A 22,383-nucleotide genomic window follows, 5' to 3' on the forward strand; every position below is an offset into this window, starting at 1 on the left:
CCGGTGTCGGGTCGACGGCCAGGCTACGCCGGACCGGTGGCGGCCCGATCGAGGGTGATCGCCGGATCGCCGCGCAGCACCTGGTCCACGTCGAAGCGGATCGGACGGTCGAGCTGGTCGTAGCGGCAGGAGAGGGGGTCGCGGTCCGGCCGCCACCTGACGAACTGGGCGGTGTGCCGGAACCGTTCACCCTCCATCGCGTCGTAACCCACCTCGACCACCAGCTCCGGGCGCAGCGGCTCCCACTCCAGGTTCTTGGTGCCGGTCCACCGGCTCACCCCACCCGGAATGCGCTGGCCACGCTCGTGGTCGCCGTGCACCCACGGGTGCTCGCCGCCGGTGTCCCGGTAGGGCGCGAGCTCGTCGAGCAGCTCGGCTCGGCGGGCCATGCTGAACGACGCGCTCACCCCGACGTGGTGCAGGACGCCCGCGTCGTCGTAGAGGCCGAGCAGCAGCGAACCCACCACCGGACCGGACTTGTGCCAGCGGAAGCCGGCCACCACCGCGTCGGCCGTGCGCGAATGCTTGACCTTGAACATCAACCGCTTGCCCGGCTCGTACGGCAGGTCGGCCGGCTTGACGATCAGCCCGTCCAGCCCCGCGCCCTCGAAGACGTCGAACCAGCGGCGTGCGGTGTCCGCATCGGTCGTGACCTGGGTGACGTGCACCGGGGGTCGCACCCCGGCCAGCGCCTGGACCAACCGCTCCCGGCGGCGCGGGTACGGCTGGTCGAGCAACGCCTCGTCACCGATCGCCAACAGGTCGAAGGCGACGAAGTCGGCGGGAGTCGTCTCGGCGAGCATCTTCACCCGCGACGCCGCCGGATGGATGCGCTGGGCCAGCAGCTCGAAATCCAGCCGGGGCTGACCGGACGGCCCGTCCCGCCTGATCACGATCAGCTCGCCGTCCACGGCGCACCGCTCGGGCAGCTGACGGCGGGCCTGCTCGACGACCTCGGGGAAGTAGCGGGTCATCGACTTGCCACCTCGGCTGGCCAGCTCGACCTCGTCGCCGTCGCGGAACACGATGCACCGGAACCCGTCCCACTTGGGCTCGTAGGTCACCCCGGCGGTGGTGGGCAGCTTCGCGACGCTCTTGGCCAGCATCGGCTCGACGGGCGGGTTGATCGGCAGGTCCACGGCGACCAGTCAATCAGACGGGGCCGACAGTCGTGAGGCAGATCACCGTGGGCCCGGCGGGGGCGTGTCCGACCGCGCGCCGCTCGTCCCGGGTGGGCGAATCGGATCACCGCAGGTCAGAGCTAGTTTCGCGGGGTGTCCGAGTGGGTCTGTGACTGCTGCGGGCGGTGGCGGGTGAGCGTGGAGCTGATCCGGGGCCGCTACCGCTACCGGCTGACCCGCCGATATCCGCAGCGGTTCGGCGGTGGCCGGAACGTGCTCGGCGAGGTCGGTTCGGTGGCGGAGCTGGAGGAGCTGTTGCGTAGGCGTACCCCGTTGAGCCTCGCGGACCTGCGCGAGGCCGCCTGATCCCGCGCGGCCGGTGGGCCCGCGGCCGGGCTCGACGATCGGACCGGCCGGGGGATGCCGCCGTCACCATCCACCGGGCAGCGTCGTCGGCAGGCGTGGGCGCCGGCCGGCGCCGCCGGGGGAGGGGACGCGATGCGATTCGAAACGGGTACCGAGATCGCCGCCGATGTCGAGCAGGTCTGGGCGGTGCTTGTCGACGTGGCGCGGTGGCCGGAGTGGACGGCTTCGGTGCGTCGGGCCGAGCGGGGCGAGTCGGGGCCCCTCGCCCTCGGCGCGACGGCCCGCCTCACCCAGCCGAAACTACGGCCCGCGGTGTGGCGGGTCACCGAGCTGACCGAGGGGCGGGAGTTCACCTGGGTCTCCGACACTCCCGGGGTGCACACCCGCGGCGAGCACCGGTTGCTGCCGTTGCCGGACGGGCGTACCCGGGTCGAGTTGGCCATCGACCAGTCCGGGCCGCTCGCCGGGCTGATCGGGCGGCTGTACGGCGGCCTGCTGCGCCGCTACCTGCGCCTGGAGGCCGACGGGCTCAGGGCCCGAGCCGAGCGGAGCTGACGGCCGGCTTCTCGAGCACGGCGAGCGGAACGCCGTTCGGGTCCGGCCGGTGCGCCACGACCCGGTAACCGCGCCGCTGGTAGAGCCGGAGATTGCGGGTGCTGTCCGCGCCGGTGAAGAGGGTGAACAGGGCCACCTCGGCCGGGCAGGCCGCCTCGATCGCGGCGAGCAGCCGGGCACCGATGCCGCGCCCCTGCTGGTCGGGTGCGACCGACAACCGCCCGATGTGCGCGGTGAGCCCGTCCAGGCGGGCCCGCACGGAGCCGACCAGCCGGTGTTCCAGCCGGGCGGCGAGGACCGTGGTCGGGCCGCCCAGCACCGCCCGGACCTCGTCCAGCGTCTCGGTCAGCGGCGGCAGGAACGGATCGGCGTAGTGCTGTGCCTCGGTCAGGTACGCGGCGCGCTGCACGGTGAGGATCTCACCGGCGTCCGCGACACCGGCCGGGCTGATGCGGGGCTCGACGCTCATCGCTTCAGCACACCACGGACACCCGGGGCCTCAGAACCGGGCGAACGAGCGGATCGGGGCGCGCGGGCCGTACTTCGGCGCCTGGATGCCGGCCGCCTCCAGCAGCAGACAGACCCGGCCCCGATGCCCCCGGAACGGTTCCAGCAGGGCCAGCATCCGAGCGTCGTCGCCCCTCGGTTCGCCGGCGAGCGCCCAGGCCACGGTGTTCGGGATGTGGAAGTCGCCGACGCTCACCGCGTCCGGGTCGCCGTAGGCGATGCGGACCACCTCGGCGGCGGTCCAGGGGCCGATGCCCGCGATGGCTGTCAACCGGCGGGTGGCCTCGGCGGCGTCCACGCAGCGCTCCAGCCGGTCGGCGAGCGCGGCGGCGCGGCGCAGCGTGTCGGCCCGGCGCTGCTCCACGCCGAACGGGTGGAACACCCAGTACGGGCTGGCGGCCACCGCGGCGGCCTCGGGTGGCAGCAGCAGCGGCTGCAGCGGGCCGGGCGCCGGCTCCCGGAAGTGCCGCACGGTCGCCGCGTACGCCCGGTACGCCTCCTTGCCGGTGACCTTCTGCTCGAAGACCGCACGCAGCAGCCGGGGGAAGACCTGCCCGGTGGTGGGCATCCGCAGGCCCCGGTGCTCCCGGGCCAGCCGGGCGACGAGCGGGTGCGCCGCCGCCAGTTCGGCGAAGCCGGTCAGGTCGTCGTGCAGCCCGGCGATCGCGTCGGCGCGGGCCACCACGTGCTCGGCGCCCGGCCCGTAGCCCTCCGCGAGCAGCTCACCGCCGGCCGGCCGCAGAGCGAGGGTGGCCGGCCCGTCCGGGGTGCGGGTCGCCCACCAGAAGGTGCCGGCGGCGATGCGCGCACACGGGTCGTACGGGCTGAAGGTCAGGGCGCGGACCGACGCGGCCAGCCGGTACCCGACCGGCGGGTGCAGCACCCGGGTCGCGGCGGGTTCGGTGTCGGTCACCCCGCCACTCTGCCAGGTCGGGGCACGACCACGCTCACCGCAGGCCCCCGGGCACGACGGTGGCCGGCCGCGCCCTCCCCGGCTGCGACCGGCCACCGTGCCGTGGCGTTGTCGGGATCAGTACGAGTAGCCCGAACCGCCGGAATCGCTCGTCCCGCTGTCCGCCGGCGGGGCGACGGCCTTCGGCGTGGAGGTGGGCAGGCAGGTGAGGTTCTTCTTGCCGTTCTGGTCGACCACGAACCAGGTGCCGCCGACCGCCTGGCCCTTCCACTGGCCGGGCTTCTTGTCGCCGATGTAGCGGTACACCGGCCAGCCGCCGATGGTGAGCTGGCGGGTGCCGTCCTGTCGGGTGACGCTGCCGACCTTGTCGTCGGAGATGCCCTTGAGCTGCGGGTTGCCGTCGGTCAACGCCGGCGGCCACACCTGCGCGCACTTGTCGACGCAGTTCGACGCGGGCGGGTCGGCGGTGTCCTTGTCGAAGCGGTACAGGACCCAGCCGTCCTGGTCGGTCACGACGTTGCCCATCCGGGCGATCTTCTTGCCGATCAACTGCTCGGTCAGGTCGACGTCCGCGGGCGGCGGCGCGTCGGCGACCGGCGCCTCCGCGGATGCCGACGCCTCGGGTTCCGCCGACGCGGTGGGTTCGGCCGCGGCGACGGCGACCGGCTCGGCCGCGCTCGAGTTCGCCCCGTCGTAACCCGCGGGAGCGCAGGCCGTTAGTGCGACCATCGCGCTCGCGACGATGACGGTCCGCTTCATCTGTGCCACGTGCCCTCCTCATTCTTGGCAGTTCACCCATAGGTACGGCGGGCGGGCTGTCAAGGTTGAAGCAGTAACAGTGGTCAATTTCACTCGACCGGATTGAACCGAACAGCGCAGCCATCCGTACGGCTCCGCACCGAATCTCCGACGACACACAAAGATCGGCGCCGGCCATTGGAAAATGGCCGACGCCGAGGATGGTACGCGACCCTACAGGGGCACCGTGACCAGCGGACTGGCCACGCCGTTACCGTCGACCGACTGCACCTGGAGCTGCTTGATGTCACTCGCCGACGCCGACGTCGACGCACTCAGCTCAAGACCCTGTGGACGACTGCTCGTGCCGTACCCGCCCGCGGGCACCGACCACGACGAAACAACCTCCGTGCTGGCGTTCTTGCGTACGACCACCAGTCGGCAGATTCGTGGGCCGGGCAATTTCCGCAGGCTGAAATTGATGCGGGTGCCGTACTCCCGCTCGACCAGGAACATGGTCGTCTGCACGCCGGTCGTCGGATCGGTGGCGTCGAGCTGGTCGCCCTCCTCCTCGGTGCCGCCGACGCCCGGCCCGCTCGGCGGCGCGGTCGGCGCACTCGTCGGCGGGTCGTTGGCCGCCGCGCTCGTCGTCGGATCCGCGAGAATCCCCGGCGTCTCGTCACCTGCCACACTCACGAAGCCGTAACCCGTCAGACCGCCGAAGACCACCACCGCCGCGGCGGTCGCGAGCAACTGACGAAACCGGGTGCGCCGCCGGTCGGCCCGGACCGCTACCAACGTCCGGTCCAGCAGCGCCGGATCGGTGGCCGTCTGCTCCAGCGCCATCATCGTCTCGCCGTCGATGCCGGAGAGCAGCCCGACCACCGGCACCATCGTCTCCAGCTCGGCCGCGCACGCCCAGCACGCGGCGAGGTGCTCCTCGAACCGCTCGGTGTCCTGCTCGTCGAGTACGCCGAGCGCGTACGCGGCGACGTCCATGTGCTCTGGCCGGCTCATTCTGTCACCCCCCGCTCCTGCAGAGCCGTGCGCAGCGCGCGCAGCGCGTAGTAGACCCGCGACTTGGCGGTGCCCAGCGGAAGCCCCAACTCCTCGGCAGCCTCCGGCACCGTCCGCCCCCGGAAGTACGTCGCGATCAGGATCTCCCGATGCGACTGACTCAGCGTACGCAGCGCGTCCGCCACCGTCATCGTGCGCAGCACCCGGTCGGTGCTGTCCGCTTCGGCGAAGGCGGTCAGATCCCGGTCGTACGTCTCCGGCGGCCGGGCCTCCTGGCTGCGGTGCTCGTCGATGGCGATCCGACGGGCCACCGTGACCAGCCACGGCCGCAGCGAACCCTGCCCCTGCGCGCCGAGGCGGTGCGCGTTGCGCCAGGCCCGCAGCAGCGTCTCCTGCACGATGTCCTCCGCGCGCTGCCGGTCCCCCCCGGTGAGCCGCATGACGAACATCAGCAACGGGCCGGCGTGCTCGGCGTAGAGCTGCCGGATCAACTGGTCGGAGTGGTTCGCCTCGGTTGTCGTCGCCTGGTGGCGCCCGGGCGCCGGTCGGGGCGTCACCGGACCATTTTGGCGAGACGTGGCTCGGGCGTCGACCCCCCGGGCAGTCGACGTCGGCCGCGACGACGACCGCGCGGACAACCAGTCTGCGCGAACCGCGTCGCCATGCCAACCGGCCGCCACCGCATGCATGCAGACCTCCGGGATGTCCGTCACCATCGCCGCCACAAGGCGGGCCGCCCGGTGGTACGCAGCGGCGCCCCGAGCGGATCAACAAACGGCGAAAAAAGTTCGCCGGCCCGGTCCGCTGGCGCGGACAGGCCGGCCTGCGGACTCCGATGGACCGGTCAGCGGCGGACCGAGAACAGCCCCGGCGGCGGCGGATCCGAGCCGGTGGCGTCCGCGTCGCGCACCACTGCCGCGCCACCGACGAAGCGGTCCAGCTCGTCGCCGGCCACCACCCGGCCGGGGAACCAGTCTCCGGCCGCCCGCCTGGTCAACGCGGGCACCGGGGGCGTCGTCCGCCCGGCGACCAGCACCAGATTGCCGTACCGGCGGCCGCGCAGCACCGCCGCGTCGCCGACCAGGCACGCCTGGGGCAGCACCGAGCGGACCGTGGCGACCTGGCCGCGGGCGTACCGCAGCGGCGGCCCGTCGGCCAGGTTCGCCAGCAACCAGCCCGCCGGGCGGAGCACCCTCGCCACCTCGGCCGCGTACTCCACCGACGTGAGATGAGCCGGGGTGCGGGCGCCGGCGAAGACGTCGGCGACCACCACGTCGTAACTGGCGTCCCGGGTCGAGGCCAGCACGGCCCGCGCGTCCTGAACCCGGACCCGCAGTCGGGCGTCCGCCGGCCACGGCAACGCGCGGCGCACCAACTCGACCAGAGCGCCGTCCACCTCGGACACCCGCTGGGTGGACCCGGGCCGGGTGGCCGAAACGTAGCGGGGCAGGGTGAGTGCGCCACCGCCGAGATGCAGCACCCGCAGCGGCTCGCCGGACGGCGCGACCAGGTCCAGTGCGGCGGCCAGCCGTCGGACGTACTCGAACTCCAGATGAGTGGGGTCGGTCAGGTCGACGTGCGACTGCGGCGCCCCGTCCAGCAGCAGCGTCCACGAACCAGCCCGGTCCGGTGACGGCACCAGCTCGGCGAGCCCGGTGTCCACAGGCTCGACCAGCCGGTCATCGGATCGTTTGCGTCCCATCGCGACAGGTCCCCGCTCAGCGACCGACGCGCGCCGCGGTGCTCAACGCGCGGTGCAGCAGGCGGGAATCACCGAGCAGCGCCCGCAGGCGGCGCTCCAGCCCGGCGATCGGGATGAGGTTCTGCGGCGCCCGCGGATCCTTGTACGGGGTCGACGCGAACCGGGGCAGCGTGACAAGCGACAGGTCGGCCAGATCGATCGCCGCCTCGACGGGCAGGTCGGCGGAGCACTCCACCCGGACGATCCCCGCCCACGGCGCACCCACCGCCACGGGCAGCCGCAAATACCACGACCACCCGCCCCAGGCCGTACCCAGCCGGAACACCGGTGACCGTTCACCGGACGCCAGGCCGGTCACCACAGCCGTCAGCCGGGCGTCCAGATACTGGCTGTGCTGCGTCTTGATGTAGCCGAGCGTGCGCGGCAACTGGCGGCGACTGCGCAACGGGCCGTCCACCACCAAGAGGTCACCGTCCACCCGGGCGGCGTCGGACACCGCCACCTCCAGCGCGGTCAACGGGCCCTGCACGGCCGCCGGCAGCTTCGCCAACTCGCCGGTGCCACCCACCCGGTGCACCGGGTAGCGGATCGAACCCGCCACCACGTCCTGCGCCGACGGGCTCGCCGTGAACAGACCCCGGCCCACCCGCGTACCCGCCAACTGGGCCGCACCCCGACCGAGGTCGCAGCGGACCACCCCGGCCGCGTACGAGGCCGCCACACCGGGAAACGACACGCCGTCCGGTTCGGCCGTCCAGATGCTCGCGTCGATCCGGCGAACCCCGTCGACAAGCAACACCACGTCAGGGGCTCGCACGTCCCCGCGTACCCCGATCGCCCGCCAGTCGACGGCCGGCAGCTCCACGTCGGCGTCGACCTGCGCGCTGCTCGGCGCAGCCGGCCCCGACGCGGACGCCTCGAACGACGCCCCGTACGCCGGATCCCACGAGTCGACGAAGAACGCCGCGTCACCCGGCACGCTCACCGGCCGGTCCTTTCCACGCGCGCCGAGCGGGCATCCTTGCGCACCTCGAAGCGGACCGGAATCCGCTCGGCCAGCGCCGAGACGTGGGTGACCACGCCGACCATCCGGTCACCCCGGGCGGCCAGGTTCTCCAGGGTCGCGGCAACCGTGTCCAACGTGGCCGCGTCCAGCGTGCCGAAACCCTCGTCCAGGACTATCGACTCCAGACTCGCCGCGGTCGTCGACATGCCGGCCAGCTGCTCGGAGAGCGCCAGCGCCAACGCCAGCGACGCCTGGAACGTCTCACCACCGGAGAGGGTGCGTACACCCCTGCGCAGCCCGGCGTCGTGGTGGTCGACCACGAAGAACTCGCCCTTGTCGTGCACCAGCTCGTACTGGCCCGAGGACAGCTCCCGCAGGATGCCCGACGCGCCGTCGACAAGCAGGTCCAACGCCTCCGCCAGCAGCCACCGCTCGAAGTTGTTGGCCCGCAGGTGCCCGGCCAGGGCCCGCGCCACCTGCGCCTCACGCTCGTGCCCGGCCCGCTGCTCGCGCAACGTGGCGGCCTGCTGGCGGCGCTCGGCCAGCCGGCGGAGGTCGGCCTCGGCCCGCTCCACCGCCACCGTCGCGGCGTGCACCGGGTCGTCGCCGACCGGCACGTCCGCGGCGGCGAAGATGTCGGCGATCCTCCGCCGCACCTCCTCGGCCGCCGCCTCCGCCTCGGCAACCACTGTGGCCCGACCCTCCCGGTCGGCGCGGCGACGCTGGGCCTCGGCCGTCGCCCAGTCGGTGAGCGCCGTCCACGAGGCCGCCACGTCGTCCCGGTCGGCAGCCGGCGGACCGAACCGCGCCAGCCCGTCGCGGGCGGTGTCGAAACCCCGCCACGCGGCCCGCAACCGCTCCTCGGCCGCGTCCACACCCGCGCGGGCCTGGCGGGCGCTGTCCCGGCCGGCCCGCACGGCGGTCGCCGCCTCCTCCAGGGCACGTCGCAGCCGGGCGTGCTCGGCCAACTCCCGGCGCAGCACCGCCGGCTCGGCCGCGCCCGCGAGCTGCCCGGCCAGCTCGCCCAGCCGCGCGTCCACCTGCTCCTGCCGGGCGCGCGCCTGCACCAGCAGCCGCTCCAGGTCACGCGCCGCGGCGTCGCGCTGCTGCACCGCCGCCTGCGCGGCCTTGGTGGCGGCCCGCGCCGCCTTGCCGGCCGCCGTCGCGGCGGCCACCGCCGAGTCCGCCGGAACCGCCGGCACCTCGGCCACCGTCTGCTCGCACACCGGGCAGGACACGCCGGGATGCAGGTGCACCCGCAGGCTGACCGCCAGGTCGGTGGCCTTCGCCTCCTCGTGCGCCCGGAAGGCGGCCTCCAACTCGGCGTCGGCCCGCTCGGCATCCGCCCGGGCCGCCGCCAGCGCCGCCACCGCCGTGGCATGCTCCTGGTCCGCCGCGCGCACGGCCGCGCGGACCGTGTCGGCCTCGCCGGTCAACCGATCCCGATCGTCGTACGCCCGCAGCAGCAACCGCAGCGCGCTCTCGTCACCGGCGCCGGCCAGCTCACCGCGCAGCTTCTCCTCCCGCTCCTCGGCCAGCGACACCGTCGTGGCCGCGGCGTCGGCCTCGGCCCGCGCCGCCGTGACCGCGCGGGCCACCTCGGCCACCCCGCGCGGGGCACGCACCCCGGACAGCACGCTCAGCTCGTCGTCGAGGGCTGTCAGCGCCGCCGCCGCCTCCCGGGCGCGGGTCCGGGCTGCCGCCAGCTCCGGCACGGCCCCGGTCACCGCCTCGGCCAGCTCGACCATCCGGCCCACCCGGGCGTCGGCCTCGGCCAGCGCCTCGTCGTCCACCCCGGTCAGACCGGCGAGCACCTGGTCGACCGCGTCCAGTCGGGCCTCCGCCTGCGCGGCGCGCGCCGTCGCCCGCTTCTGCACGTCCTCGTAGACACCGAGGCCGAGCAGGTTGACCAGGATCTGCTGCCGGGTCGCCGGCTTGGCGTGCAGGAAGTCGGCGAACTGCCCCTGCGGCAGCACCACGCAGCTGGTGAACTGCTCGTACGGCAGGCCGACCGCCTCCAGCACCGCCTGCTCCATCTCGGCGGGCGTCCCGGCGATCACCTCGCCGAGGTCGTCCGGGCTCAACCCGGTGTCGAGCTTGGTCACGTCGAAGCCGGCCGGCATCACCTGCAACCCGGCGTTCGCTGTCTTCACGTTGCCCCGGCCGTCGCGGCGCACCACCCGGGTCGCCACGTACCGGGCGCCGCCGGACTCGAAGACCAGCCGGACCCGGGCCTCGGTCGCCGACGGCGCCAGCGCGTTGGCCAGCCCCCGGGCGCCACCCCAGCGGGGCACCGTGCCGTAGAGGGCGAAGCAGATGGCGTCCAACACCGTGGACTTGCCCGAGCCGGTGGGGCCGATCAGCGCGAAGAAGTCGGCGTCGGTGAAGTCGACAGTCGTCTCGTCCCGGAAGACCGTGAAGCCGGCCATGTCCAACCGCATCGGCCGCATCAGTGCTCGACCTCCTCGAAGAGCTCGTCGAAGAGTTCCCGCACGCCCTCGTCGGCGTGGCCCCGGCTGTCCAGGTAGTCGGCGAACAGCTCCCGGGGCGAACGCCCCGACCGCTGCGCGATGCGCGCACCGCTGCCCGGCGCGGCGAGCAGTTCCGGGTCGATCCGGATCTCCAACGCCCGGGGGAGCAGCTCCTGGATCTCCTCGCGCAGGCCGGCGCGGGGCTGCTCCCGGACGAACACCCGCAGCCAGGCGTCCGGCGCCTCGATCTCGGCGAGCTGGGCCAGGGTGCCGCGCACCGTCCGCAGCGCGCTCGCGGCGGTCACCGGCACCTCCCGCACCCGGGCGGCCGTGCTGGCGGTCACCTCGACCAGCGTCACCGAGGGCACGTTCTCCTGTTCGCCGAAGTCGACGGCGAGCGGGCTGCCGCTGTAGCGCACCGGGCACGGGCCGGCGACCTGCTGCGCGCGGTGCAGGTGGCCCAGCGCCACGTAGTGCGCGTTCGCCGGGAAGACCGTGGCCGGCACCGCGTAGCCGAGCACCGTGTGCGCGTCCCGCTCGCCGCCGCCGGCCGCCGCGCCGGTCACCGTCAGGTGCGCGGTGACCAGGTGCACCCGGTCCGGCTCGGTGAAGCCCTCGGTGAGGCGGCCCAGCACCCGGCCCAGGTGGTCGGCGTACGTCTGGTTGGCCTCCGCGGCGGTCAGCTCGTACATCTCCAGCGCGCGGATCGCGTACCGCTGGGACAGGAACGGCAGCGCGGCCAGCTGCCACCGTTCCCCGCCGGCCGTGGTGCCGTCGATCACGTGCTCGGCCGGATTTTCCCGGACGCCACCGCGCAGCGTGATGCCGGCGGCCTCGGCCCACGGCCGCAGCGCGTCCAGCGCCGGGCCGTTGTCGTGGTTGCCGCCGATCGCGACCACGTCCGCGCCGGTGCGACGCAGCGCGGTCAACGCCCTGGTGACCAGCCGGGTCGCCTCCGAGGTCGGCGCGGCCGTGTCGTAGAGGTCACCGGCGACGATCACCAGATCGGGCTGTTCGGCACGGGCGATGTCGATCACCCCGGCCAGCACTGCCTTGTGCTCCTCGGCCCGGGACTGCCCCTTGAGCACCTTGCCCACGTGCCAGTCGGAGGTGTGCAGGATCTTCACAGTTGCACCGGCCCCTGCCTAGAACGGGATGTCGTCGTCGGTGCCGCCGCCGGAGCCCACCACGGCGAACGGGTCGGCGGACTGGGTGATCGAGCGCAGCGTCTCCGAGGGCGCGCGGCCCGCCTCGGAGACCCGGGTGGCCCACGCCGGGAACGGGAACTCCAGGCAGAGCGGCACCGGGATGTCCGGCTGGTTGACGAACATGGTGCCCGGCTTGGCGAGCAGCGCACGCTGCCGCTGGGCGGGCGGCAGGAAACCGTACTCCGGGCGGGACGCCTCGGCCGGGTCGAGCCGGCCGACCACCCGGATTGCCGAGTTGGTGACGATGCGCCGCTCCACCTCGCTCGCCGTCTGCTGGGCGCCGATCAGGATGACCCCGAGCGACCGCCCGCGCTCGGCGATGTCGAGCAGCACCTCCTTGATGGGGGAGGAGCCCTCCCGGGGGGCGTACTTGTTGAGCTCGTCGAGGACGACGAACAGCAACGGCTTGGCCGTGCCGGACTTCTCCTTGCGCTCGAACTCGCTCTTGAGCGTCACACCTACCACGAACCGCTGGGCCCGGTCCGGGAGGTTGTGCAGGTCGACCACGGTGACCTGGGCCGACTCGCTCGTGTTGATCGAGTGCGGGCGACGGGTCGCCAGGTCGCCACGGATCAGCCGGGCCAGATCCTTCTTGCTGCCGATCAGCCGGCGGGCGAACGCGTTGACGGTGCCCAGGCCTACCGCGCTGCCCGCCCAGTCGGAGCGGGTCTCGTCGTCGTTGAGCGCATCGACGATGTGGTCGACGAGGTCGCCGTAGGAACCCAGCCGGACCCCGTCGATGCTGACCCCGCCGTCGGCGGGCTGGGCGTGGCGGGCCAGGTGCGCGGTGACCGAGTGCACGACCATCGTGTACTGCTGGCGCTCGTCGTCCGCGTCGGCGAAGACGTACGGCAGCAAGCGGTCGGCGCAGAACTCGCTGAGCGTCCAGTAGAAGGCGTCCACGCCGGTGAGTCGGCTGCTCACGTCCGGTGTGCCGGCGGCGTCGCCGACCCGGGGCGGGGCGTACACCCGCACGTCGGGGAAGGCACCGGCGCTCAGACCCAGCTTCGCGTACGCCGCTCGGGTCGGCTCGTCGAGGCGCAGGTTGGGGTGGTCGAGGAACAGCAGGTCCTCGCCCTTGACGTTGAAGATCAGCGCCTTGGCGTTCACCGCGTCGCCGCCCAGGACGCCGGAGCGGAAGACCGAGTAGAGCAGGAAGGTGGCGAAGCTCGTCTTGGTGGCCACCCCGGAGATGCCGGAGATGGAGACGTGCGCGCCCCGGCTGCCGTCGAGGAAGTCGGCGTTGAGGTAGACCGGCACCCCGTCGCGACCCATGCCCATCGGGATGCGCCGCTCCATCCGGTCGAAGTGCAGCGCGCGGGCCCGGGCGTCGCCCTCGGCCCGGTGCACGACCGCACCCGGGGTCGGCGGCACGTACAGCTCCGGGTCGACCCGGGTGGTGGTGACCTCGGCCGCCTCCTGCACCTGCGCGGGCAGCGTGCCGTCGGCGATGGCGAACACGTCGGAGTCGAACTGGGCGCCCTCGTGCCGAGCACGGACCTGGGTGACCACCCCGGCGATCGTCACCGGCTCCCGGTCGGGCAGCTCGCGGCGGGTGACCACCACGTCGTCGAGCTGGAGGTAACTGCCGGGCGCCACGGCCGTCCAGAATTGCAACGGGGTGGCGTCGGCGGTGCCCAGCACCCGCCCGACCGCCTCGCCAGGGCTGTCGATGTCGGCGTCGGTCATCGGGCGGATCGGGTCGGTCGGGCGGCACGGTCGGGGCGCATGCCCTGCATCCTGCCCGAGGAGTACGACAGGTCGCCACGCGACGCGGCGGACGACACCATGCGCCGTCACACTCATGACGCTGGGTGCTCGGCCGAGCGCACGAGGTGGGCGGGAGTCTTTCTCGGCCCGCACCGCGCGAGGTCCGGACTCAACCTCCGAGGCGCGGGTCGCGTTACCTAGGCATGGAGCACGCATGAGTGACGACTTCGGCGCGTTCGTCGCGACGAGCGGCCCGCGGCTGCTCCGCTTCGCCGTCCTGATCACCGGGCAGCGGGCGGACGCCGAGGACCTGCTGCAGGAGGTGCTGGAGCAGGCATACCCACGGTGGCACGCGGTCCGGCAGCGGCAGCCGGAGGCATACCTGCGTCGCGCGATGACCAACCGGCTCGTCAGCCGGTGGCGCTCACCGTGGAACCGACGTCGGGTCGCCGGCGTCCCGGACAGGGTGCCGCAGCAGGATGAGACGACCCGGGTCGACGACCGTGAGCTGCTGCTGACGGCGCTGCGGGAGCTGCCGCCGCGGATGCGCGCGGTGGTGGTGGTCCGGTACTGGCTCGGCTTCTCCGAGGCGGAGGCGGCCGCGGAACTGGAATGTTCGGTGGGCTCGGTGAAGAGCCAGGCTTCCCGTGGTCTGCACCGCCTGCGGGCTCGACTGGAGGCGGCCGGTGTTCCCCCACTCGACGTCGACGTTGCTGAGGAGAACCATGCGTGACCACGAGGTGGCCGGCCTGCTCGACCACGCTGTCGCAACCGTGGAACTGCCGCCCGGTCTCGCCCAACGGGTCATCGCGAGAAGTCGGGCGCGTCGCCGTCGGCGTCTGCTGCTGTGGGGTGGCACGGCGGCCGTGGTGGTCGCCGCCGGGGCACTGCTGCTCCCGCAACTGGGCCCTGCCGGTAGCGAGGGCGGCGGCACCGGGCCGAGCGCGGCCGCCGACGTCCCGGCCGGAATCGTCGGTGCCGACGGTCGACCGGTGACGCAGGCGCAGGTCGTGGCGGTCGGTCGGGTCGGTACGGAGACGCTCGTGCTGATCCGGCGCGAACCACGCGCCGGGGAGCGGGCCGCGGGAGGGCAGGCGGCCGAGGTCCTGACCGTCGCGGACGGGGGCGAACCGCGCCGGTTGCTCGACTACCTCTCGTACGACCTGGCCTGTGTCGACGGCGACGTGGTCTGCGCGGCCATCCGATCCACCGGCGGCGGGCTGGGCGTCGCCGTGGCCCGGCGCTCCGGCGGACGGCTCTACGTCCTGGTCCAGGCACCGCAGGGCCGTACCGTCGAGGTCGTCGCCAACGGCGTGCCGCATCCGGTCGGCGCGGCGCCGCGGGGCGCGGTGGTCGAGGTGGTCGCCGACGAGCCCTACGACGAGGTGCAGGTCTGGGCGAGCACCGAGGACGGTAGGCGCTACCGGATCCCGTGGGCGCCGGGGGCGGTGCTCGTCGACTGAGCCCTCAGCCGCGGCTGTGGCGGAGCAGCAGGACGCCGTCGTCGGCGGCGAGCACGTGTCGCAGCGGCAGGTGCCGGGGTGCGCCGGCGTCGCCGGCGGTGATCCGGCCAGGGCCGGGGCCGGCGAGCAGCGGTGCGACGGTGAGGCACAGCTCGTCCACCAGGTCGGCGGCGGTGAGCGCGCCGAGCAGGTGCGGGCCGCCCTCGCAGAGCAGTTGGGTCAGCCCGCGTCGGTGCAGCTCGGCGAGGCCGACGGCGAGGTCGACCCGGTCGGTCCCGCAGCGCAGCAGGTCGGCGACGTCGGTCAGGCCGGGCGGCGGGTCCGCGTCGGCGCGGGTGAGCACGATCGGCCGGACCGGCGCGTCGGCGAAGGCCGCCTGCGCCGGGTCCAGGTCGAGGGAGCCGGAGACGACCACAAGCGTGGGGTACGCGGCCAGCCCGTTCGCCCGACGCCAGGCGCGCCGGCCCTCGTCGAGCCGGACCGCGCGGTAACCCTCGTGGCGCAGGGTGCCGGCGGCCACCACCAGCGCGTCGCAGAGCATCCGCAGTAGGCCGAAGACCCGCTTGTCCGGCTCGCCCGACAGGCCGGCGGAGTAGCCGTCCACGCTCACCGCGCCGTCCAGGCTGGCGACGAAGTTGACCCGCAGCCGGGGCCGGTCGGCGCGGCGGTAGAGAGCGGTGAGCGTGGCGTCGTCGAGCGGCTCGGTGGAGGGCTCGGGCCAGAGCCGCCGGATCGGGATTCCGACCGTCATTCGCCGGCCGGACCGGTGACCGGAGGGGTCGGTTCGGCGGTACGGTGCTGGCAGTCGCACCAGTTCCGGCCCGGGCAGTCGTCGTGCCGCCGGGCCCGGCACGCTCGGCAGATCATGCTCGCAGCCTAAGCCGCGGGAGGGCGGGACAGCATGCCGCGTCAGATCTTCCAGTTGAAGATGTCCCTCGCCGGTGTCCGTCCGCAGGTGTGGCGGCGGGTGCTCGTCCCGGCCGGCTACACGCTCGACCGCCTGCACCGGGTGGCACAGCACGCGATGGGCTGGCGGGACTGCCACCTGCACTCGTTCGAGATCGACGCGGTGACGTACGGCGAGCCGGACCCGGACGGGGGCCTCGCGCTGCACGACGAGCTGGACGTCCGGCTGGACGCGGTGCTCGGCAAGGGCAGCAGGTTCTCCTACACGTACGACTTCGGTGACTGGTGGGAGCACGACCTGGTCGTCGAGGACGCACTGACCGCCGACCACGACGAGCGGTACCCGGTCTGTCTGGACGGTCAGCGGGCCTGCCCCCCGGAGGGCATCGGTGGGTCGCCGGGCTACCAGGCGCTGCTCGCGGCCCTGGCCGATCCGACCCATCCGGAGCGGACCGAGCTGCGGGGCTGGGTCGGTGACGGCTTCGACCCGACGTTCTTCGATCCGGCCGTCGCAACGACGTTGCTGCGCCGCTTCTGCTGACCCCGCGCGGCCGCTCGGGTCGACGTCCGGCACGTCCGGTGTCGGCCTGAAACAGGGCGGTAACGATCTGGGAACGCTCCCAACAGTCTATTGACACCCTGGTAGCGCCCCGGCAATCTCATGGGAGCGCTCCCGGGGGAGTGGCCGAAGTCTCCTTCACAGTTCTCCCCAGATCGTCCACGACCACCGGTCCGGCGACGGCAGGGGCGCTGCAGCACCCCCCACCACGCACGACACACCAAGCCTCACCACTTGAGAGGGGTCAGGATGAGCGTCACCTCACGTCGTCGCTTTGCGGCGATCGCGCTCGCGTCCGTCGCCGTACTCGCCTCGGCGACCGCCTGCGGCGGCGACGACTCGTCGTCCGACAAGGACGGCGGCAAGGTCACTCTGGTCGTCGACGTCTTCGGCGACCAGGGCTTCGGCTACGAAGATCTTTACAAGCAGTACCAGACTGAGCACCCGAACGTCACCATCCAGGAGCGCGGCAAGGGCCTCGGCCTGGGTGACTACAACACCCGGCTGACGCAGCAGATCACCGCGGGCGCGGGCGCCGGCGACGTCGTCGCCCTCGAAGAGGGCACGATCGTGCAGTTCTTCGCGCAGGCCGACAAGTTCGTGAACCTGGCCGACCACGGCGCCAACGACCTCAAGGGCAACTTCCTGCCCTGGAAGTGGGAGGGTGGCGTCACCCCGGACGGCAAGGTGCTGGGTCTCGGCACCGACGTCGGTGGCATGGCCGTCTGCTACCGCAGCGACCTCTTCAAGGCCGCCGGCCTGCCGACCGACCGCGAGCAGGTAGGCGCCCTCTGGCCGACCTGGGACGCCTTCATCGAGCAGGGCAAGAAGTTCGCCGCCGCCGACACGAAGCACAAGTTCGTCGACTCGGCCACCAACTTCTACAACATCGTGCTGATGCAGACGGCGGGCGCCGGCAGCGGCTACACCTACTTCGACAAGAGCAACAAGCTCGTCGTCGGCGAGAACCCGGACGTGCAGTCCGCGTTCCAGCAGACCACCAAGATGATCAGCGCGGGTCTGTCGAACAACCTGCGCAGCTTCTCCAACGAGTGGAACGCCGGCTTCAAGAACGGCAGCTTCGCCACCATCGGCTGCCCGGCGTGGATGACCGGTGTCATCAAGGGGCAGGCCGGTGACGCGGCGACCGGCAAGTGGGACGTCGCCAAGGCGCCGGGTGGCGCCGGCAACTGGGGCGGTTCCTGGCTGGCCGTGCCGAAGTCCAGCAAGCACCAGAAGGAAGCCGCCGAGCTGGCCAAGTTCCTGACCAGCGCCAAGGGCCAGACCGAGGCGTTCAAGAAGGTCGGGAACCTGCCCTCGTCGCCGCAGGCCCTCAACGACCCGGCCGTGCTCGCCGCCACCAACGACTACTTCAGCAAGGCGCCGATCGGCAAGATCTTCGCCGCCGGCGCGACCGAGCTGAAGCCGGTCTACCTCGGCCCGAAGAACCAGGCCGTCCGGGACGCGGTCGAGAACGCGCTGCGCAGCATCGAGCAGGGCAAGGCCGCCGACGCCGCTTGGCAGGACGCGGTGAAGAACGGCCAGGCCGCAGGCAAGTAACGGCTGTGGACGCGCTCACGGGTGGTGCCGGACTCCGGCGCCACCCGTGAACCCGCGTCGGAACGCCCTGCCGCGGCGCCCACGACGGTGCCGCCGAGTGTGAAGGACCGCTCATGAGCTCCCTGAAGACCCCCGCGCCACCGGGTGCGTCGGCCCGCCGGTCGCGCCCCGCCCCGCGGCACTCACCGGCGCGCCGCCGTCAATTGAACCGGCTGGACCTGCGCTTCACCCCGTACGTCTTCGTCCTGCCGTTCTTCGTGCTCTTCGCGATCTTCGGCGTCTACCCGATCGTCTACACGTTCTGGATCGCGATGACCGACAGGTCACCGATGAACGCGACGATCAGCTTCGTCGGCCTGGACAACTTCGTCGAGCTGTTCACAAACGATCCGCAGTTCTGGAACGCGGTGGTGAACACCTTCGGGATGTTCGCGCTCTCCACCATCCCGCAGCTCATCATCGCGCTGCTGCTGGCCAACGCCCTGAACCGGCGCATCCGCGGCCAGATGTTCTTCCGACTGGCCATCGCGATGCCGATCATCACCTCGACCGCCGTGGTGGCGCTCATCTTCTCGATGATCTACGCCCGCGAGTTCGGCCTGATGAACTGGCTGCTCGACCTGGTCGGCCTCGGCCCGATCGACTGGCGCGCCAACCGCTTCGCCTCCTGGTTCGCCATCGCCACGATGGTCGACTGGCGGTGGGTCGGCTACAACGCCCTGATCTACCTCGCGGCGATGCAGTCGATCAACAAGGACGTGTACGAGGCGGCCGCCCTGGACGGCGCCTCCCAGCGCCGGCAGTTCTGGTCGATCACCATCCCGCAGCTGCGTCCCACAATCATCTTCACGCTGATCATCTCGACCATCGGCGGTCTGCAGCTCTTCACCGAGCCGCTCATGTTCACCAGCGGCTCGGGCGCACTCTCCGGTGGCACGGAGGGGCAGTTCCAGACGATCACGATGTACCTGCTGGACGTCATGAACCAGCGGTTCCGGTGGGGATACGCGGGCGCCGTCGCGCTTGTGCTCTTCCTGCTGATCGCGTCCGTCTCGTTCCTCAACTACCTGCTGGCCCGCCGAATCAGCTCCGACAAGTGAGGGTGGCCCACCCATGACCAGTACCACTCTGCGACCGCCGGCGGTCCAGCCACCGTCCAGTCGCCCCGGCATTCGCCACCGGGCGGAGAAGCTCTGGACGGCCAGTCCGCTGACCTGGTTCGGCCTCGTCCTCGGCGTGATCCTGTCGCTCTTCCCGTTCTACTGGATGATCGTCATCGCCTCGCGGACCAGCGACGCCGCGAACTCCTGGCCGCCGCCCTTCCTGCCCGGCGGCAAGCTGGGCGAGAACATCCAGCGGGTGCTCGACAACGGCGACGCGAACATCGTCAAGGGTCTGCTGAACTCGTTCCTGGTGTCCGGCACGATCACGGTGGCTACCGTGTTCTTCGGCTCGCTCGCCGGGTTCGCGTTCGCGAAACTGCGGTTCCGCGGCAAGAACGCGCTGCTGCTGATCATCCTGGCCTCGATGATGATCCCCATTCAGCTCGGTGTGCTGCCGCTGTACATCCTGATGGCGAAGCTGGAATGGCTGAACACCATGCCGTCGGTGACCGTGCCGTTCCTGATCGGCGGATTCGGCATCTTCATGATGCGCCAGTACGCCGAACAGGCGGTGCCCAACGAGCTGATCGAGGCGGCCCGGGTCGACGGCTGCTCCACCTGGCGCGTCTACTGGCACGTGGTGGTGCCGGCGCTGCGACCCGCGGCGGCCGTACTCGGGCTGCTCACCTTCATGGAGCAGTGGAACCAGTTCTTCTGGCCATTCGTGGTGCTCGCCGACCCGGCCAATCCGACCGTGCAGATCTCGCTGCGCAGTCTGAACACCGCGTACTTCGCGGACAATTCTCAGATTTTCGCGGGTACGCTCATCGCGACCCTTCCGTTGTTCATCGTGTTCGTTCTGTTCGGCCGCCAGATCATTGGCGGGATCATGGAAGGTGCCGTCAAGTCGTGAGCAACCCCGCCAGCCCACCCGCCGTCGACGTCCTCGACGAGCGCCCCGGGCTGACCTTCCCACCCGCCTTCCTGTGGGGCGCCGCGACCGCGGCTTACCAGATCGAGGGGGCGGCGGCCGAGGGTGGCCGCACCCCGTCGATCTGGGACACGTTCAGCCACACCGAGGGCCGGGTGATCAACGGACACACCGGTGACGTTGCCTGCGACCACTACCACCGGCTCCGCGACGACGTCGCGTTGATGGCCGAGCTGGGCCTGAAGTCGTACCGTTTCTCGGTCTCCTGGCCCCGGGTGCAGCCCGGCGGCTCGGGTGCGGCCAACGCGCAGGGTCTGGACTTCTACCGCCGGCTGGTCGACGAGCTGCTGGCCCACGACATCGAGCCGTGGCTCACCCTCTACCACTGGGACCTGCCCCAGGAGTTGGAGGACGCCGGCGGTTGGCCGTCGCGGGACACCGCGGCGCGCTTCGCCGACTACACGACGCTCGTCGCCGACGCGCTCGGCGACCGGGTTCGCTACTGGACGACGCTGAACGAGCCCTGGTGCTCGGCGTTCCTCGGCTACGGCTCCGGCGTGCACGCCCCGGGCCGGTCGAACGGGGCGGACGCGGTCCGCGCCGGGCACCACCTGATGCTCGGGCACGGCCTGGCCGTGCAGGCGCTGCGGGCCGCGCGACCCACCGCCGAGGTGGGCGTGACAGTCAACCTGTACCCGGTCGACCCGGCCAGCGACGCCCCCGCCGACGTCGATGCGGCCCGGCGGATCGACGGGCTGGCCAACCGCTTCTTCCTCGACCCGCTGCTGCGCGGGTCGTACCCGGCGGACCTGGTGGCCGACCTGCGCACGGTGACCGACTTCGACCACGTGCGCGACGGCGACCTGGCGACCATCGCCACGCCGCTGGACCTGGTGGGGATCAACTACTACAGCCGGCACGTGGTCGCCGCGCCGGTCGAGGCCGCCGAGCCCGATCCGAACTGGCGGGAGCCGTCCTGCTGGCCGGGCAGCGAGGACGTCCGCTTCGTCACCCGCGGCTTCCCGGTCACCGACATGGACTGGGAGATCGACGCCCCGGGCCTGGTCGAGACGCTGCGGCGGGTGCACGAGGAGTACACCGACCTGCCGCTGTACGTCACCGAGAACGGCTCCGCGTTCGTCGACACGGTGGTCGACGGGCAGGTCGACGACACCGACCGGCTGGCCTACTTCGACGCCCACCTGCGCGCCTGCCACGAGGCGATCAACGCGGGCGTGCCCCTGCGGGGCTACTTCGCCTGGTCATTGATGGATAATTTCGAGTGGGCCTGGGGTTACACCAAGCGCTTCGGCATGATCCACGTCGACTACGACAGCCAGGTTCGCATCCCCAAGTCCAGCGCCAGGTGGTACGCCTCGGTGATCCGACGCAACGGTCTGGCCGCACAATAGGCTCGGGCCAGCCATCAGGGCGGTCCTGGTGTCCACCTTCCGCAGGTGGCACCGGGCCCGCCCGCCGTCGGAGGAGCAGACGATGACAACGCAGCGCACCCGGTCGCTCGGGCGCCCGACCCTCGACGCGGTCGCGGCGCGCGCCGGCGTGGGTCGAGGCACGGTCTCCCGCGTGGTCAACGGCTCGCCCCAGGTCAGCCCGGAGGCCCGGGCCGCGGTCCAACAGGCCATCGCCGAACTGGGGTACGTGCCGAATCGCGCGGCCCGCGCGCTGGTCACCCAGCGGACCGACTCCGTCGCACTGGTGGTCTCCGAATCCGGCGAGCGGGTCTTCACCGAGCCGTTCTTCGCCGCGATCGTGCGGGGGATCAGCTCCGGCCTGCTGGAGACGCCCATGCAGCTCTGGCTGGCGATGGCCCAGTCGCCTGTCGAGCGGGAGCGCGTCGAGCACCACCTCACCAACCAGCACGTCGACGGCGTACTGCTGCTGTCGTTGCACGACTCCGACCCGCTGCCCACCCTCCTGGAGGAGCGCGGCCTGCCCGCGGTGCTCGGTGGCCGGCCGGCCCGGATGCTGCAACCCGGCGCCCAGCCGGCCTGGTTCGTCGACGTGGACAACGTTGGCGGCGCCCGGCAGGCGGTGGAGTACCTGACCGGCCAGGGGCGGCGGCGGATCGCCACCATCGCCGGCCCGCAGGACATGGGCGCGGGCCTGGCCCGCCTGGCCGGCTACACCGAGGCCGTCAAGGCCACCGGCGCCGGCGTCAACCCCGACCTGATCGCGTACGGGGACTTCAGCGAGGGCAGCGGGGCGACCGCCATGCGCCGGCTGCTGGAGGCCTGCCCCGATCTGGAGGCCGTCTTCGTCGCGTCCGACCTGATGGCGTTCGGCGCGCTCCGTACGCTGCGTGACGCCGGCCGGCGTGTCCCCGAGGACGTCGCCGTTATCGGCTTCGACGACGCGCCTGTCGCCCGGCAGGCGGACCCACCGCTGACCACTGTGTTCCAGCCGGTGGAGGAGATGGGCCGGCAGATGGCAAGGCTGCTTGTCGCCCGCATCCGGGGCGACGACCTCCCCGCCCCGCACATCCTCCTGGACACCCAACTGGTGCACCGCGCCTCCGCCTGAGCGGCG

22 protein-coding genes are annotated in these 22,383 nt (G+C 72.3%); 10 read left to right on the top strand and 12 right to left on the bottom strand.

Annotated elements, in window-relative coordinates; genetic code table 11:
• Window positions 1-23: 23 nt before the first annotated feature.
• The gene (locus ACGFIE_RS15775) at window positions 24-1,139 is read right to left on the bottom strand and encodes an ATP-dependent DNA ligase (protein ID WP_393294968.1); all 1,116 of its coding nucleotides are present in this window, start codon (window positions 1,137-1,139) and stop codon (window positions 24-26) included.
• Window positions 1,140-1,274: 135 nt separating this feature from the next.
• Here ACGFIE_RS15775 and ACGFIE_RS15780 point away from each other — a divergent pair, with 135 nt between their 5' ends.
• Entirely contained in the window at window positions 1,275-1,487 is a 213-nt protein-coding gene (locus ACGFIE_RS15780) for a hypothetical protein (RefSeq protein ID WP_039905709.1), read from the top strand.
• Between the two features lie 132 nt (window positions 1,488-1,619).
• On the top strand, window positions 1,620-2,042 hold the full coding sequence (locus tag ACGFIE_RS15785; RefSeq protein WP_393294970.1) for an SRPBCC family protein: 423 nt from the start codon (window positions 1,620-1,622) through the stop codon (window positions 2,040-2,042).
• Here ACGFIE_RS15785 and ACGFIE_RS15790 read toward each other — a convergent pair.
• The 10 genes from ACGFIE_RS15790 to ACGFIE_RS15835 form a co-directional block, all read right to left on the bottom strand.
• Complete coding sequence (locus ACGFIE_RS15790) at window positions 2,017-2,511, bottom strand: GNAT family N-acetyltransferase (RefSeq protein ID WP_393294972.1); 495 nt, start codon at window positions 2,509-2,511, stop codon at window positions 2,017-2,019. The genes ACGFIE_RS15785 and ACGFIE_RS15790 overlap by 26 nt on opposite strands.
• A gap of 30 nt (window positions 2,512-2,541) precedes the next feature.
• On the bottom strand, window positions 2,542-3,462 hold the full coding sequence (locus ACGFIE_RS15795; RefSeq protein ID WP_393294974.1) for a DNA-3-methyladenine glycosylase family protein: 921 nt from the start codon (window positions 3,460-3,462) through the stop codon (window positions 2,542-2,544).
• A 117-nt stretch (window positions 3,463-3,579) separates the two neighbouring features.
• The gene (locus tag ACGFIE_RS15800) at window positions 3,580-4,230 is read right to left on the bottom strand and encodes a hypothetical protein (RefSeq protein ID WP_393294976.1); all 651 of its coding nucleotides are present in this window, start codon (window positions 4,228-4,230) and stop codon (window positions 3,580-3,582) included.
• A 204-nt stretch (window positions 4,231-4,434) separates the two neighbouring features.
• Window positions 4,435-5,217 (bottom strand): anti-sigma factor family protein, encoded by a 783-nt coding sequence (locus ACGFIE_RS15805; protein ID WP_393294978.1) that lies wholly within the window; start codon window positions 5,215-5,217, stop codon window positions 4,435-4,437.
• Complete coding sequence (locus ACGFIE_RS15810; protein WP_363682923.1) at window positions 5,214-5,906, bottom strand: sigma-70 family RNA polymerase sigma factor; 693 nt, start codon at window positions 5,904-5,906, stop codon at window positions 5,214-5,216. Before ACGFIE_RS15810 ends, ACGFIE_RS15805 begins: the two co-directional genes overlap by 4 nt.
• A gap of 155 nt (window positions 5,907-6,061) precedes the next feature.
• Window positions 6,062-6,919 carry a fused MFS/spermidine synthase gene (locus ACGFIE_RS15815; protein ID WP_363682372.1) on the bottom strand — a complete coding sequence of 286 codons (858 nt, stop codon included), beginning with the start codon at window positions 6,917-6,919 and terminating at the stop codon, window positions 6,062-6,064.
• A 16-nt stretch (window positions 6,920-6,935) separates the two neighbouring features.
• Window positions 6,936-7,904, bottom strand: a complete 969-nt coding sequence (locus ACGFIE_RS15820; RefSeq protein ID WP_393294981.1) for a hypothetical protein — start codon at window positions 7,902-7,904, stop codon at window positions 6,936-6,938.
• A complete protein-coding gene (locus tag ACGFIE_RS15825; RefSeq protein ID WP_393294983.1) occupies window positions 7,901-10,375 on the bottom strand; it encodes an AAA family ATPase in 2,475 nt (824 codons plus the stop codon). The genes ACGFIE_RS15820 and ACGFIE_RS15825 overlap by 4 nt, the downstream gene beginning before the upstream one ends.
• A complete protein-coding gene (locus ACGFIE_RS15830; protein WP_393294985.1) occupies window positions 10,375-11,523 on the bottom strand; it encodes an exonuclease SbcCD subunit D in 1,149 nt (382 codons plus the stop codon). Before ACGFIE_RS15830 ends, ACGFIE_RS15825 begins: the two co-directional genes overlap by 1 nt.
• A gap of 18 nt (window positions 11,524-11,541) precedes the next feature.
• Window positions 11,542-13,293 (bottom strand): ATP-binding protein, encoded by a 1,752-nt coding sequence (locus ACGFIE_RS15835; RefSeq protein ID WP_363682380.1) that lies wholly within the window; start codon window positions 13,291-13,293, stop codon window positions 11,542-11,544.
• Window positions 13,294-13,528: 235 nt separating this feature from the next.
• Between ACGFIE_RS15835 and ACGFIE_RS15840 the strand changes: the two genes are divergently transcribed.
• Complete coding sequence (locus tag ACGFIE_RS15840) at window positions 13,529-14,047, top strand: SigE family RNA polymerase sigma factor (RefSeq protein WP_393294987.1); 519 nt, start codon at window positions 13,529-13,531, stop codon at window positions 14,045-14,047.
• Complete coding sequence (locus ACGFIE_RS15845) at window positions 14,040-14,777, top strand: hypothetical protein (RefSeq protein ID WP_393294989.1); 738 nt, start codon at window positions 14,040-14,042, stop codon at window positions 14,775-14,777. The genes ACGFIE_RS15840 and ACGFIE_RS15845 overlap by 8 nt, the downstream gene beginning before the upstream one ends.
• A 4-nt stretch (window positions 14,778-14,781) precedes the next feature.
• Here the strand turns inward: ACGFIE_RS15845 and ACGFIE_RS15850 are convergent, their stop codons facing one another.
• Window positions 14,782-15,528, bottom strand: a complete 747-nt coding sequence (locus ACGFIE_RS15850) for a pyrimidine reductase family protein (protein ID WP_393294991.1) — start codon at window positions 15,526-15,528, stop codon at window positions 14,782-14,784.
• A gap of 150 nt (window positions 15,529-15,678) precedes the next feature.
• Here ACGFIE_RS15850 and ACGFIE_RS15855 point away from each other — a divergent pair, with 150 nt between their 5' ends.
• From ACGFIE_RS15855 to ACGFIE_RS15880, 6 genes are all read left to right on the top strand, one after another.
• A complete protein-coding gene (locus ACGFIE_RS15855; protein WP_393294993.1) occupies window positions 15,679-16,224 on the top strand; it encodes a plasmid pRiA4b ORF-3 family protein in 546 nt (181 codons plus the stop codon).
• A gap of 267 nt (window positions 16,225-16,491) precedes the next feature.
• Window positions 16,492-17,802: an ABC transporter substrate-binding protein gene (locus ACGFIE_RS15860; protein ID WP_393294995.1), complete on the top strand. Its 1,311-nt coding sequence runs from the start codon at window positions 16,492-16,494 to the stop codon at window positions 17,800-17,802.
• Between the two features lie 113 nt (window positions 17,803-17,915).
• Complete coding sequence (locus tag ACGFIE_RS15865) at window positions 17,916-18,902, top strand: sugar ABC transporter permease (protein WP_363682392.1); 987 nt, start codon at window positions 17,916-17,918, stop codon at window positions 18,900-18,902.
• Window positions 18,903-18,915: 13 nt separating this feature from the next.
• Window positions 18,916-19,818, top strand: coding sequence for a carbohydrate ABC transporter permease (locus ACGFIE_RS15870; RefSeq protein WP_393294997.1), 903 nt, complete (start codon window positions 18,916-18,918; stop codon window positions 19,816-19,818).
• Complete coding sequence (locus ACGFIE_RS15875) at window positions 19,815-21,248, top strand: GH1 family beta-glucosidase (protein WP_393294999.1); 1,434 nt, start codon at window positions 19,815-19,817, stop codon at window positions 21,246-21,248. Before ACGFIE_RS15870 ends, ACGFIE_RS15875 begins: the two co-directional genes overlap by 4 nt.
• 82 nt (window positions 21,249-21,330) lie before the next feature.
• Window positions 21,331-22,377 carry a LacI family DNA-binding transcriptional regulator gene (locus ACGFIE_RS15880; protein ID WP_363682396.1) on the top strand — a complete coding sequence of 349 codons (1,047 nt, stop codon included), beginning with the start codon at window positions 21,331-21,333 and terminating at the stop codon, window positions 22,375-22,377.
• Window positions 22,378-22,383 lie beyond the last annotated feature (6 nt).

It is taken from the genome of Micromonospora sp. NPDC049275 (assembly GCF_043197115.1).
GTDB lineage: Bacteria > Actinomycetota > Actinomycetes > Mycobacteriales > Micromonosporaceae > Micromonospora.